Here is a 13,619-nt window from a genome sequence, read left to right as displayed (position 1 = left end):
TATTACATTCGGTTGCAGAAACTGGACAAATTTCTATCCGCCTGCAATGGATCAGATGATGCCTGAGGCTCGTTCAGGGTCCAGCTGAATCGGGAGGATCAGAACAGCATGCAGTCCGACGACGATCTGAAGACCTTCGAAGCCCAAGGCGCAGCCCCACTGCCGGTTGCAACCGATCAGGGCTACATCGAAAACAACAGCGCCCGTATCTGGTATGCTAGCTATGGTTCAGGTGATCCTGTCATTCTGCTGCATGGCGGTCTCGGGCATAGTGGCAACTGGGGATATCAGGTGCCGGTGCTCGTCAGTTCTGGCCGCCGCGTGATTGTTGTTGACAGCCGTGGCCATGGCCGCAGTACGCGCGATAACCAGCCCTATACCTATCAATTGATGGCCGCGGATGTCCTCGCTCTCATGGACACGTTGCGGCTTGAAAAAGCGGCTCTTGTCGGCTGGAGCGATGGCGCCTGCATTGCACTGGTCCTCGCCAGCCAGGCACCGGAGCGGGTCAGCGGCGTTTTCTTCTTCGCCTGCAATATGGACCCGAGCGGTACCAAGGAAGTCGAGCCGAGCCCCCTGCTCGACCGGTGCTTTGCCCGGCATGTCAAGGACTATGCGGCGCTATCGGCAACGCCTGATAACTTCAAGGAGTTTCTTGCTGCGGTCGGCGTGATGATGAAGACGGAACCCAATTATACCGCTGATGATCTCGCCAAAATTAGCGTGCCTGTCGCCATCGTTCTGGGCGAGCATGACGAGTTCATCAAACCGGAACATGCCGCCTATCTTGCTCGCACTATTCCCGGCGCCGAATTGATCACCCTCCCCGGCGTCAGCCATTTCGCACCGTTGCAAAGGTCGGAATTGTTCAACGATGCGGTACTGGGGTTCCTCGATAAATTGCCTTGAGTCTTTGGCCTTAGTCTCAAATACCTCTCGCGCATTCTGTGCTATGTAATATTTGGCTATTACTCCACGCGACCCTGTCGCTATTTCGACAGGTAATAGAATTTTTTATTTTTGATTTTGCTTACGGCGTGCTCCCGATGCTTGAGCCGCGTCGTCTGGCACTTCAGTTCAGAGATTTGAAAAAGGAAATTATCCGTGAAAAGTCTTCCGAGCTTTCATGTCGGGATAGGTGCTGCGATGTTGGCGGCGCTGTGCTGGGGAACAGCGACAGTGATGTCAAAATCTGCGTTGGCCGACGTTCCTCCGGTTTCCCTTCTGGTCTTACAACTGGCTGGCAGTGTTTTGGTGTTGTGGCTTGTTGTCTGGGGGCAACGAACCGCGTCCGGAAGTTGGCGCGAGATTACACGATATGCTTGGCTTGGGCTGCTCGAGCCCGGCCTGGCCTATCTGCTTGGTCTTATCGGTTTGACGGATATGAAGGCGGGTGCGGCCACGCTCATCCAGTCATCGGAGGCAATCATGATCGTGGTGGCATCAGTCGTCATCTTGCGCGTGGCACCGACGGGACGTTTTCTAGTTCTATCTGTCCTCGCGCTCGCGGGCCTGGTGGTTGCTTTGGGGCTGCTCAATTTCAGTGAAGCAACGGGCAATGGGGCCCTTGGCGTCACGTTGATGTTTTCTGCAACAGCCGTAGCAGCGGTTTATGTCGTTTTGTCTTCGCGTATTGCGTTGAAGACCAGCCCGATCGTCATTGTTGCATGGCAACAGACCGTGGCTCTTGCGCTCGCCTTGGCTTTGCTTCCAGCAGAATGGCTCTTGTCTTCGGATGGTGTAGGCTTGCCCCAGTCACCCCGTACATGGCTGCTGGTTCTTGCATCCGGTATTGTCCAGTATGCGCTGGGCTTCTCGCTTTACATGCGTGCGCTGGGCACCATCAGCGCGAACATCGCCGGCAGTTTTCTTAATCTAACGCCCGTTTTTGGGTTGGGTATCGCCTTCGTTTTTCTGGATGAGATGATGACACCGCTTCAATTGGCCGGTACCGCCGTCACCATCACCGCTGTCATGCTGATCAGTCTGAGTGGGCAAACCCAACACTGAGGCATCCCGTCACGCCACGGTCTCGATGGCCTGAAACGCTTCATAGGCGGCAACGACTGTTTCCATCTGCGCGGTATGTCCGGCAATGAAAGCGTCGCCATATATCGTTTCATCGGGGTATTCTGTAATCAGCGTCAGCGGTGTGTCGTGCCTGTTGTCGAGCGAGATCATGCAGGGAAAACCGTTGATGATGCGAAAGCCGGTTTCGCCCGCATGGGTTTCATAGAGGCTGATCTGCTTATCATTGAAGGCAACAAGCCCCGGCAATACTGCCAGGCGCTTGGTCACGGCATCGATGAGACGCTCGGCTCGCTCCTCCCATCCGTCCTGATAGCGCAGAATAAGGAAGAAGCCTTTCGGCAGGGTCCACATGGCAAAGCCGCGCGGCACATAACCTGAGAGCGGCCGTGTCCATTCGTGGGCGGGATAGCCATGCAGGTTCAGATGCAGTTGCGCGCCGCTGAGGCGCTGTGCTTCAAAGCGGATTGCTTTCTCGTAAGGCTGGATGCCGGTGCGGTATTCCAGATCATCGCCCAGCGCCGTGTAGCGCGCGGCATGGTGCATGTGCCGCGGATTGTCGGCGCGCAGACGATGATGCGCCGCGTAACCATCCGGATTTTCCAGCGGCGAGATGGTGAAATGGGCGCCGGGACGTTGCAGAAGCGCCTGTGCACCGCGCAGTGCGCCGACAATACCGGTTGGCTCATTCGGATGCTGACCTCCGCTGATCATGACGGCGGCATCGCTGCCCCTGTGATAGCGGGCTTGAACCGCCCTCCCGGCACGGGACTGTGCCTCGAAGGGTTCGCCATCAATCTTGGCCAGTTCCGTGCGGATATGCTCGGCAAAGATGGGTGTGTGAGCCGCGGCGAGGTGTTGAGCCTCGCCTGAGGCTTCAGATGTGTCCAGAGTGCGGGTCTCGATCCGGAGGGTGGGAGCGCCCTCGCCCTCAATGATCTCCGGCATGATCTGGCCGGGCTGCAATCCGCGATCGCCGAGCGGCCGTCCCGATTTTTTCTGAAACACTTCCAGCAGCGAGAAATAGAAATCTTCGTGCAAGGCCTCGCGCAGGCTGATGACCTCATCACCGAACGACAGCTGCTTGTCAGCTATGGGCAAAGTTGCGCGGATATTAAGCTCGTCAAAATAGGGCTCGGTATTGCCCCAGTCGTGGTTGACCACTGCGCGCATGGCCTTTTCAAACAGCGCCTCGTAGTCCGTTTCGAGGCGCGTGCCTTCGAAGGCTCCGTTCAGCTTTATCCAGCCTGTGGGCGAGACAAGCGTTTCGCCAATAAAATCCGTATGCACGCGATTGGGCGCAAAAACCTTGTGTTCAGCCTTGCGGCCATCTTTGTAGACCATTGCCACGTCATAGGTGAAGGCCGCGCTGCTGCCGGTTTCAAAGCGCAGTTCGGCCGTGCCGGTCAGTGCGGCGAGTGGGTAGGTTTCGAGCAGAAAGCGGTTCTGCGGGCAGTTTTCGTGCACGGGATAGGCGATAGTAATGTTCTTGAGCGCGTCCGTGTCTACATCTTCAAGAAAGAAATACAGGAGCGGCTTGTATGCACTGTGCAAGCGTGCCTCGACACCGTAAGCCGCAAGCTTTTCCTCTGCGGCGCGACGGCTCGGGGTGTCCTCAAACAGCCACGCTTCAAAACGTGTACCACGTGCGCTGGCCTTGCCGTAGGTTGCGAGAAGCTGGTCGAGGGTGCGGTCGAAGCCGCCTTCATAAATGACTGTCATTTCAATTCACTGTTTTGATTAGCGCGATGTGCGGCCGGTAGGATCAAGGCTGTCGCGCAGCCAATCGCCCAGAAGATTCAAACCAAGCACGGTCAGGAGAATGGCAAGGCCGGGAAAGACGCTGACCCACCAGGCGTTCTGCAAATAGGTGCGGCCATCGGCGAGCATACCTCCCCAACTCGGTATCAGCGGGTCAACGCCGAGGCCAAGAAAGGTCAGGCTGCTCTCCAGCAGGATATTTGTCGCGACGTTGAGGGTCATGAGCACGATCACCGGGCCGATCAGATTCGGCAGCAGATGCTGGAACAGAATTCGGTGGTCTTTCACGCCGATGGCACGTGCCGAGAGAATGAATTCCCGATCACGCAACGACAGCACCGAGCCGCGCACCAGCCGGGCATATTGCACCCATTGCGAGACAATCAGCAGGATGATCATGTTGGTCAATCCGCCACCGGCAATGGCAATGAAGGTGATGGCGAGAAGGATGAACGGCATGGCGAGCTGCACATCGGCAAACCGCATCACAACCATATCCCAGAAGCCGCGGTAATAGCCTGATATCAGACCCATTACCACGCCGATGATGACGGCACCTGCGACGGAGATGAAACCCACCTGCAGCGAAATCTTGCCGCCGGTGATGACGCGGGCCAGCACATCGCGGCCGAGCGGATCGGTGCCGAAGGGATGTGCCCATTTGGTGAAAGGCGGCAGCAGCCGTGCCATCAGGTCGATCTTTTCGGCGCCGCCGGGAAAGATGACGCTGGAGAAAATGACGGCAAGGCACATGCCCCCGGCCAGCAGGGCACCAAGGACGAATTCGATGTTGCGGAAACGGGCAAAGCGGGGTGTTGTCGCGGTGGCTGACATGGGCTCACTCCGTCCGGATGCGCGGGTCGACAAGGCCATAGGCGATGTCGACGAGAAGGTTGACGCCGATGATCATCAGGGAAAGGACTGTGATGACCGCCTGCAGCACCGGATAGTCGCGCGCGCCAACCGCATCAAAGGCGAGTGTGCCGAGCCCCGGCCAGTTGAACACGCGCTCGACCACCACGATGCCGCCGAGCAGGCCGCCGAACTGCAGACCGAAGTACGTGATCAAGGGAATGGCGCAATTGCGCAGTGCATGCTTGTAGAGCACGACGTTCTCGCTGAGGCCCTTGGCGCGGGCGACCATAATGTATTGCGAATTCAGTGTTTCCAGCATGGCGGTGCGCACCAGCCGGACATTGGTGGCGGTCAGAATGATACCCATGGTGACAGCAGGCATGATGAAGCTTTCAAACCCGCTCATCCCACTGGGCGGCAACCATTTCAGATTGATGGCAAAGAGCAGAACCAGCATCAGGGCCAGCCAGAAATTCGGGAAGGACAGCCCGACGAGTGACAGAATCCTGATGAGTTGATCGGCCCACTTGCCGCGTGATGTTGCCGCCTTGATGCCGAGCGGAATGGAGATGACGATCGAAACAATCAACGAGGAGAATGCCAAAAGCAATGTTGCGGGCAAGGCTGCAGCGAGCAAGGTGGAAACCTGTGTGCCCCCGAGGAAACTGCGCCCGAAATCCAGTGTGAACAGGCCCCTTATGAAGTTAAGATACTGCGTCAGAAATGGCTGGTTGAGACCGAGTGCCTCACGGATACGCACAAGATCCGCTTCGGTGACACTGCCTGCCCCTTGCGTCAGCATCAGCGCCGGATCGCCGGTGAGCCGGATGGCAAATGCCACGATCAGCGTCACGACAATGACGACGAACACCGCCTGCAAAAAGCGTTTGATCAGAAAACCAGCCACGTCTTAATCCTTCAAATGAGTAGCCCGCCGCCCCGTGTGAGGCGGCAGGCCTTGTCCGTTACTCGACAGTGACATCCGTCAGCCGAAGGCGGCTGTCGGGAACCGGTGTGAAATTCTTCACGCGCTTGCTCACTCCGAAGATCGCGTTGTAGTTGTAGAGCGGAATTTCGAGCGCCCGGTCCGCTGTATAACGGGCGATGGATTTGAGAATTTCCTCGCGCTTGGCCCGATCGGTGAGCGAACGCTGGGATTCCAGCATCTCGTCAAGTTTGGGATCGCTGTCGTACGGGTTCCATTTTTCGCCGGTGTGGTACATGGAATAGGCGGTGTTGTCGTAGTCGAGTGTCCAGCCGCCCCACGCCTGTTCGAACATCGCGCCGGTTTTGCCTGCGGGGATGATGTCATTGAGGAGTACATTAACTTCATAGGGCTTGATCGTTGCAGTGATGCCGATGATCTGCAGATAGCTGGCGATGGCTTGCGAGACTTCATTGAAGGTCGAGTCATTGCCGCGCACGTCAATCTGCAAGGTGGTCCCAGCTGCAATGCCTGCTTCCTTCAGCAGGGCTTTCGCCTGTTCCGGATCGTAGGGCAGCGGCTTCATTTCAGGATCATTGCCGAAGGACAGAGCGCCCTGGAAGCTGGCGATCGGTGCTGCCTGTCCGCCGAGGATCGACTGGATGATGGCATTGCGGTCGATACCGAGGATCAGTGCCTTGCGCACGCGCTCATCCGCCGTCGGACCGCTCTTGGTGTTGAAGCGCAGCGCATAGACAGTCGGTCCGGCGGTGCTCATCACTTCGAGCTTCGGATCGGCCTGAATGGTAGGGATCATGCCGACAGGAATGGTGGGGGGAATGACAAGATCGACACGGCCTGCCTGCAATTCGGCAACTGCAGTCGCCGGTTCCGCGATGAAACGGTATTCGAGGTTGGAGAGCTTTGGCGCGCCGCCCCAGTGGTCGGCAAAGGCCTCCATCTTGATGGCGATCTTTGGTTCGTAAGACGTGACCTTGAACGGTCCGGTGCCGACGGGATGGGCGTTGAAATAGTCATCCCCCTTTTCCTGGATATATTTCGGTGGCACGATCATCGCACCGTAACCGGCAAGCTTGGTCAATAGAACCGGGTCCGGTGCTTTCAGGAAAAAGTCGACGGTCTTGGCATCGATGATCTCGACCTTGTCGATCGCAGCATAGTTGGAACGCTGTGGGCCCTTCTTGCCTTCGTCACCAAGCAGGCGATCAAAAGTGAATTTGACCGCCTCCGCATTAAACGGCTCGCCATCGTGGAATTTCACGCCTTCGCGCAGGGTGAAACGGATGCGCTTGCCCGCGTCCAGTTCCTCCCAAGCGGTGGCAAGACCGGGCACCAGCTTCAGGTCCGGGCCGCGATAGGTCAGGCCGTCATAAATATTGGTGGCAACCGAAGCCCAGTTGACCAGAAATGTATCGATCGGGTCCCAACTGCCCGGGTCCTGTGGTGACGAGACCGTCAGCGTACCTGCAGCAAAAGCCGGGGCGGCGATGAAGGCCGTTCCGGCCAGACCCAGCGCCAGAAGCGCCGCATGTATTCCCCGTGGTGTTCTTGTCATTTTTTTATGTTCTCCTCTTATGATCAGACTTTATTAAAGGCGGTTCAGGCTGCGCTCGCCACAAAGTGGCCAGGTGAAATTTCTGTCCGCTTGAAAATTGCGGGCTCATCACCCACCCGGCGAATAGGGCTGGGTATCTCACCTTCCAGCATGGCACGGTTGCGCGAGCGGCCGGGATCGGCCACCGGAACGGCAGACAACAGGCGCTGCGTATAGGGGTGCGCTGGTGTTTCGAAGATCTGCTGGCGCGTGCCGAGTTCCACCACTTGGCCGAGATACAGCACGGCGACCCTGTGGCTCATCTTTTCCACCACAGCCATGTCATGGCTGATGAAGAGATAGGCGAGGCCTTGCTGCTCCTGCAATTCCATGAACAGGTTTAGGATCTGCGCCTGAATGGAAACATCAAGCGCCGACAGCGCCTCGTCGGCAATGATCAGTTTCGGATTGGAAGCAAGCGCCCGGGCAATGCAGACGCGCTGGCGCTGGCCACCGGAAAACTCGTGGGGATAGCGACTGGCATGGGCACCGGTCAATCCGACGCGCTCCAGCAATTCATCAACGCGTTTCTGGATCGGCTTGTTGCCATTGATCAACGCATGCGTGCGGATCGGTTCGGCAATGGAAAAGCCCACGGTTTTGCGCGGGTCGAGTGACGCAAACGGATCTTGGAAAATGTACTGGATTTCCTGCCGTAGTGTTTGGCGCTCGGTACGCTTCATCGACGAGACGGGCCGTCCTCCAAACAGAATAGTGCCTGATGTTTCTTTCTGGAGCTGCTGGATTGTCCGGCCGATGGTGGATTTGCCGGAGCCAGACTCGCCCACAAGCGCCAGCGTCTCGCCGGGGTGAATATCAAACGAGACGTTTTCGACCGCATGCACCCGGTGGGTGACACCGCCGAAAATACCCTTCTTGATATTGAAGCGGGTGACGAGATCGCGCACCGAAAGAACAGGCGGCAGACCATAGCGCGCGGTATCCTGAATATGCTCGCCGCCGACTAGGCGGGGTGTATCACCGTCCATGACCGTCAGCGGCAGGCGCTTGGGAAAGGCCTCTCCGGTCATGCTGCCGAGTTTCGGCACGGCGGCGAGCAGTGTCTGGGTATAGGGATGCTGCGGCTTGGCAAAAATATCGGAAACCGGGCCTTCCTCGACTTTTTTGCCCTTCCACATCACAACCACATCGTCGGCCATTTCGGCGACAACGCCCATATCGTGCGTGATGAAGATCACGGCCATGCCGAGCTCAGTCTGCAATTCACGGATAATGGTGAGGATTTGCGCCTGTATGGTCACGTCGAGCGCAGTGGTCGGCTCGTCGGCAATCAGCAGTTTCGGCCGGCAAGCCAGCGCCATGGCAATCATCACGCGCTGGCGCATGCCGCCGGAAAGCTGGTGCGGGTAGCGGCCAAGCAAGTCCGACGCATCCGGCAAACGCACCATGTCGAGCAGGCGCTTGGCTTCTGCGAGCGCCGCCGCCTTGGTCATACCCTCATGCAGCACCAGCACTTCGGCAATCTGGTCGCCGATGGTGAAAACCGGATTGAGCGAGGTCATCGGCTCCTGGAAGATCATGGCGATCTCCTTACCGCGAATGCCGCGCATGGTTTTCTGCGTGGCCGTGGTCAGATCGATCCGGCCCTTGCGGCTTTCAAACAGCACCTGGCCCGTGGGAAATTGCCCGCCCATCATGTCGGCAAGGCGCATCACGGAAAGCGAGGTGACCGACTTGCCCGATCCGGATTCACCAACAATGGCGAGCGTGCGCCCTGCTTCAACGGAAAAGCTCAGATTTTCCACAACACGCGATGAACCAAATTCGACGGAAAGATTGGTCACAGCCAAAAGCGGGGCTGAAGCAGTATCGGTCACGCGACTATCCCTTAAAGTGTCGTGGCAGCGCGAGCCGCCTGATCATAGGCGCCGGAAAGAAAGCGCAGGACGGCAGCGATCTCCGAAAGCGTGTCTTCGGCAGGCCGTGCATTGATAGTTGATGCCACAAACAGCCGCTCGCGGATCTGCGCATAGCGCGTGCAGGCCTCGGCACCCTTGTTTGTGATCTTGATGGTCTTTTCCTTGGCGGCCTTGCCTGTGGTGACCAGTCCGGCGGCTTCCAGCTTGCGGATGGCATATGTTGCCACGTGGGTGTCTTCGATATCGAGAACCAGACAGATATCTGCGAGCTTCTTCTCGCGGCCGCGATGCCGGACGGAATGAAGAATGAGAATTTCCGTCGCTGAAAGACCCGGTAAGCCGGCGGCTGCCATGCAGCGCACCATCCAGCGCGAAAACGCGTGCGAGGCGAGAATCATACCGTATTCAACTTCAGAAAGTCCGGGTGATCCGCCCTCGGCCAGATGTGCTGACGATACGATGGGCCCGATGGAAGAGACGGGTTTGAGGTGCTTCGGCAATGCCGTCGCAAACTGCTCCATGTCCGTCACATTGGTATCTTTCGGCCCCGCCGTCATTCTTCTTGCCTCCGCCTTGACGAATTTATATCATCATTTTATCGACATATTGTCAATGACGATATAGTCTATTAAATGGGCATGCTTACAAATGTGGCAGGCGGTTGAGAGGGAGCGGTTTAGCATGGGAAGCTGGGATTTCTGGGTCGACCGCGGCGGCACCTTCACCGATGTTATCGGTCGTGATCCGCAAGGCAAACTGCATGCCCGCAAGGTTCTGTCGGAAAATCCTGATGCCTACAAGGACGCTGCCGTGCACGGCATTCGCCAACATCTAGGGCTGACATCCGGTGAAGCCATTCCGTCAGAGCTCATTGGCGAAGTGCGCATGGGCACAACCGTGGCCACAAATGCGCTCCTGGAGCGCAAGGGCGAGCGGCTGGCACTTGTGACCACCAAGGGTTTTCGCGATGCGTTGCGCATCGGCTATCAGGAACGCAAGAATATTTTCGCCACAGAGATCATCAAGCCCGAGGCCTTGTATGATCAGGTTGTTGAAATCGACGAACGGGTGTTGGCCGATGGCACGGTTGAGATCGCCTTTGACGAACAGCAAGCGCGCACTGCTCTTCAGGCTCTGAGAGATGAAGGCTATGATGCCCTCGCCATCGTGTTCATGCACGCCTACAAGTTTCCCGAGCACGAAGCGGCCATCGCCATCATCGCCCGTGATATCGGTTTCACCCAGGTATCGGTGAGCCACGAGGTTTCGCCGCTGATCAAGCTGGTCGGGCGCGGCGATACCACTGTTATCGATGCCTATCTCTCGCCGGTTCTTCGCCGTTATGTGGCGCAGGTTTCAGCAGAGCTTGATATCGAGCGCACCGGCGCGCGGGTCATGTTCATGATGTCCTCGGGTGGTTTGACTGCCGCCGATATGTTTCAGGGGAAAGACGCCATCCTGTCCGGCCCTGCAGGCGGCGTTGTCGGTTTGGCCCGCACCGGCGAAGAGGCCGGATTCCCCAATGTTATCGGTTTCGACATGGGCGGCACGTCGACAGACGTTGCGCATTTCGACGGCGAATATGAACGCGCCTTCGAGACCGAAGTGGCTGGCGTGCGCGTGCGTGCCCCGATGATGCTGATCCATACGGTTGCTGCCGGCGGCGGGTCGATCCTGCATTTCGATGCGGGGCGTTTCCGCGTCGGCCCGGATTCAGCCGGTGCCAATCCCGGCCCTGCCTGCTACCGCAATGGCGGGCCGCTCGCCGTCACCGACGCCAATGTCATGGTCGGCAAGCTGATGCCGGAATTCTTTCCACCAATCTTTGGCCCGAACCAAAACGAAACGCTGGATGTCGATGTCGTTCGTGCCCGCTTCGCCGCACTGGCAAACCGGATTGGCGATGGCCGCAGTCCGGAAGATGTCGCCGATGGCTTTATCCGTATTGCCGTCGCCAATATGGTCGAGGCGATCAAGAAGATTTCCGTGCAGCGCGGATATGATGTGACACGCTATGCCCTGAGCTGTTTTGGCGGCGCAGGTGGCCAGCATGCCTGTCTGGTTGCTGATGCGCTGGGCATGAAAAGCATTCTCGTTCATCCCATGTCCGGTCTTTTGTCCGCCTATGGCATGGGTCTGGCTGATATCCGTGCCACGCGGCAGAAAGCACTGGGTGTGCCGCTGGATGACAACGCCCCTACCCCGCTTGCTGCGCTTGGTGCCGAGCTGCAGCAGGAATGCCTTGCCGAACTCAATGCGCAGGGCATCGGTAACGACGAGATCACCACCTTTGTACGCGCCCATATCCGCTATGCCGGAACCGATACGGTGCTCGCTGTTGAGGCCACCTTCCCGGCGCACGATACAATCGCCCGGTTGCGCCGCGAGTTCGAGATTCTGCACAAGCGCCGTTTTGGTTTCGTTGCCGAGAACAAGGCATTGGTGATTGATGCCGTCGAAGTGGAAACCGTCGGTGGTGGTGCCGGACAGGCCGAAACCGTTGTGGATGCGACTGCTTCCGGCGAGCCGGAAGCCGTGCGCCAGAACCGCTTCTATTCGCAGGGTGCCGCTCACGATGCGGCTGTGGTGCTGCGCGATGCCATGCAGCCCGGCCAGCGCCTGACTGGTCCTGCCATTATTATCGAGCCAAACCAGACCATCGTCATCGAAGACGGCTGGCAGGCGGAACTGACGGCAAAGAACCATATTGTGTTGAAGCGTATCAAGGCGCTGCCCGACCGTTCGGCCATCGGCACCAAGGCCGATCCCGTCATGCTGGAGATTTTCAACAATCTCTTCATGTCCATTGCCGAGCAAATGGGTGTGACGCTGCAGAACACCGCATATTCGGTCAACATCAAGGAGCGGCTCGACTTCTCCTGTGCCGTTTTCGATGCGGAAGGCAATCTTGTCGCCAACGCTCCGCATATGCCGGTGCATCTCGGTTCGATGGACGCGTCCGTTGCCGCGGCGATCCGTGAAAATCCGGTCATTCATCCCGGCGATGTCTTCCTCATCAACGCTCCTTACAATGGCGGCACGCACCTTCCCGACTTGACGGTCTGCACGCCTGTCTTTGACGATGCGGGCACCACAATCCGTTTCTGGGTGGCAAGCCGTGGTCACCATGCAGATATCGGCGGCATCGCGCCAGGCTCCATGTCGCCGCTCGCCACGACCATCGAGGAGGAAGGCGTTTATATCGACAATTTCAAGTTGCTCGATCGCGGCCGCTTCTGCGAGGACGAACTGGCAGCGCTGTTGACGGGTGCGCGCTATCCCGTGCGTACGCTGTTGCAGAACGTCAATGATCTGAAGGCGCAGGTTGCCGCCAACGAAAAGGGCGTTGCCGAGCTGCGCAAGATGATCAAGCATTTTGGCGAGGATGTCGTCGAGGCCTATATGGGCCATGTGCAGGACAATGCCGCCGAGAGCGTACGCCGTGTGCTCGATCAGCTGCAGGACGGCAGCTTCACCTATGAGATGGATCAGGGCTGCAGCATTGTCGTCAACATATCGGTCGACAAATCAGCCCGCGAAGTTACCGTCGATTTCACCGGCACTTCGGAACAGCGTGCCGACAACTTCAATGCTCCGCGTCCGGTGACGCGCGCCGCTGTTCTTTATGTCTTCCGCACATTGGTGCAGAGCGACATTCCGATGAATGCCGGCTGCCTGCGGCCGATCCATATTATCGTCCCGGATGGCACGATGCTTTCGCCCGAATACCCCGCTGCGGTTGTGGCAGGTAATGTCGAAGTGAGCCAGGCCGTGACCAACTGCCTGTTCGGTGCTGTCGGTGCACAAGCCGCAGCACAGGGCACGATGAACAACCTGACCTTCGGCAACGACCAGTACCAGTATTACGAGACGATCTGCTCCGGTGCTCCGGCAGGTCCGGGTTACAATGGTGCCGACGCGATCCACACCCACATGACCAATTCGCGTCTGACCGATCCGGAAATTCTGGAAACGCGTTTCCCCGTTGTGCTTGAAGATTTCCATATCCGCCCGAATTCCGGCGGTAGGGGAAAATGGTCGGCGGGCAACGGAACCAAGCGAACGATCCGCGCGCAGGAGAAACTCGATTTCGCCATCCTTTCCGGTCATCGGCGTGTTGCGCCGTTTGGTCTGAAGGGCGGGGAACCGGGACAGACGGGCTCTAATGCGGTGCGCCGGAAAAATGGAACTATTGAGCAGCTTCAGGGCTGCGCGCATACAATTCTTGAAGCTGGTGAGGCGTTTATTATTGTCACCCCGACGGGTGGGGGCTACGGCACGCCGGAGAAATGAGTTAGCCGGTGGTGCCGCCTTCTTTCAGAATGGAAGGAGGCACTTCGGCCGTAAACATCATAGTGACGGTGCGCCTGGCAGGTAAAACCTGTGTGAAGCTCTCATATTCTCTGATCCGCCGGACGTGGCTGTATGCCAGAGTTGACCGATTTTGATGTCGCAAAATAGTGGACTACTTCACTCAACATACGGAAAAGATTGCGGAATTTTACCCTGTCGTCTCCTTAGAATTCTTCTAATATATTGTTATTGCTTCGTTTTT

At 57.8% G+C, this 13,619-nt stretch carries 9 protein-coding genes; 3 read left to right on the top strand and 6 right to left on the bottom strand.

Annotated features, from left to right (window positions below; translation table 11 throughout):
* The first annotated feature begins 108 nt into the window (after window positions 1–108).
* Together FHW16_RS27390 and FHW16_RS29250 are read left to right on the top strand one after the other, a co-directional pair.
* A complete protein-coding gene (locus FHW16_RS27390) occupies window positions 109–909 on the top strand; it encodes an alpha/beta fold hydrolase (protein WP_182552531.1) in 801 nt (266 codons plus the stop codon).
* A 195-nt stretch (window positions 910–1,104) separates the two neighbouring features.
* Window positions 1,105–2,010 carry an EamA family transporter gene (locus FHW16_RS29250; RefSeq protein WP_182552529.1) on the top strand — a complete coding sequence of 302 codons (906 nt, stop codon included), beginning with the start codon at window positions 1,105–1,107 and terminating at the stop codon, window positions 2,008–2,010.
* Window positions 2,011–2,019: 9 nt separating this feature from the next.
* Here the strand turns inward: FHW16_RS29250 and FHW16_RS27380 are convergent, their stop codons facing one another.
* Genes FHW16_RS27380 through FHW16_RS27355 form a run of 6 tightly spaced genes read right to left on the bottom strand, consistent with a single transcriptional unit; the run spans window position 2,020 to window position 9,621 of the window.
* Window positions 2,020–3,750: a M14 family metallopeptidase gene (locus FHW16_RS27380; protein WP_182552527.1), complete on the bottom strand. Its 1,731-nt coding sequence runs from the start codon at window positions 3,748–3,750 to the stop codon at window positions 2,020–2,022.
* 18 nt (window positions 3,751–3,768) lie between these two features.
* Window positions 3,769–4,623 carry an ABC transporter permease gene (locus tag FHW16_RS27375; RefSeq protein WP_182552525.1) on the bottom strand — a complete coding sequence of 285 codons (855 nt, stop codon included), beginning with the start codon at window positions 4,621–4,623 and terminating at the stop codon, window positions 3,769–3,771.
* A gap of 4 nt (window positions 4,624–4,627) precedes the next feature.
* Window positions 4,628–5,551: an ABC transporter permease subunit gene (locus FHW16_RS27370; RefSeq protein ID WP_182552523.1), complete on the bottom strand. Its 924-nt coding sequence runs from the start codon at window positions 5,549–5,551 to the stop codon at window positions 4,628–4,630.
* A gap of 58 nt (window positions 5,552–5,609) precedes the next feature.
* Window positions 5,610–7,145 carry an ABC transporter substrate-binding protein gene (locus FHW16_RS27365; RefSeq protein ID WP_182552522.1) on the bottom strand — a complete coding sequence of 512 codons (1,536 nt, stop codon included), beginning with the start codon at window positions 7,143–7,145 and terminating at the stop codon, window positions 5,610–5,612.
* 44 nt (window positions 7,146–7,189) lie between these two features.
* Window positions 7,190–9,022, bottom strand: coding sequence for a dipeptide ABC transporter ATP-binding protein (locus FHW16_RS27360; protein WP_182552520.1), 1,833 nt, complete (start codon window positions 9,020–9,022; stop codon window positions 7,190–7,192).
* Window positions 9,023–9,033: 11 nt separating this feature from the next.
* A complete protein-coding gene (locus FHW16_RS27355) occupies window positions 9,034–9,621 on the bottom strand; it encodes a winged helix DNA-binding protein (RefSeq protein ID WP_246711989.1) in 588 nt (195 codons plus the stop codon).
* Window positions 9,622–9,745: 124 nt separating this feature from the next.
* On the opposite strand from FHW16_RS27355, the gene FHW16_RS27350 reads away from it, so the two are divergent.
* A complete protein-coding gene (locus tag FHW16_RS27350) occupies window positions 9,746–13,357 on the top strand; it encodes a hydantoinase B/oxoprolinase family protein (protein ID WP_182552518.1) in 3,612 nt (1,203 codons plus the stop codon).
* Window positions 13,358–13,619 lie beyond the last annotated feature (262 nt).

The organism is Phyllobacterium myrsinacearum, assembly GCF_014138285.1.
Taxonomy (GTDB): Bacteria; Pseudomonadota; Alphaproteobacteria; order Rhizobiales; family Rhizobiaceae; genus Phyllobacterium; species Phyllobacterium myrsinacearum_A.
Note: the sequence above shows the minus strand (reverse complement) of the source record. Positions and strands in the feature narration are given on the sequence as shown.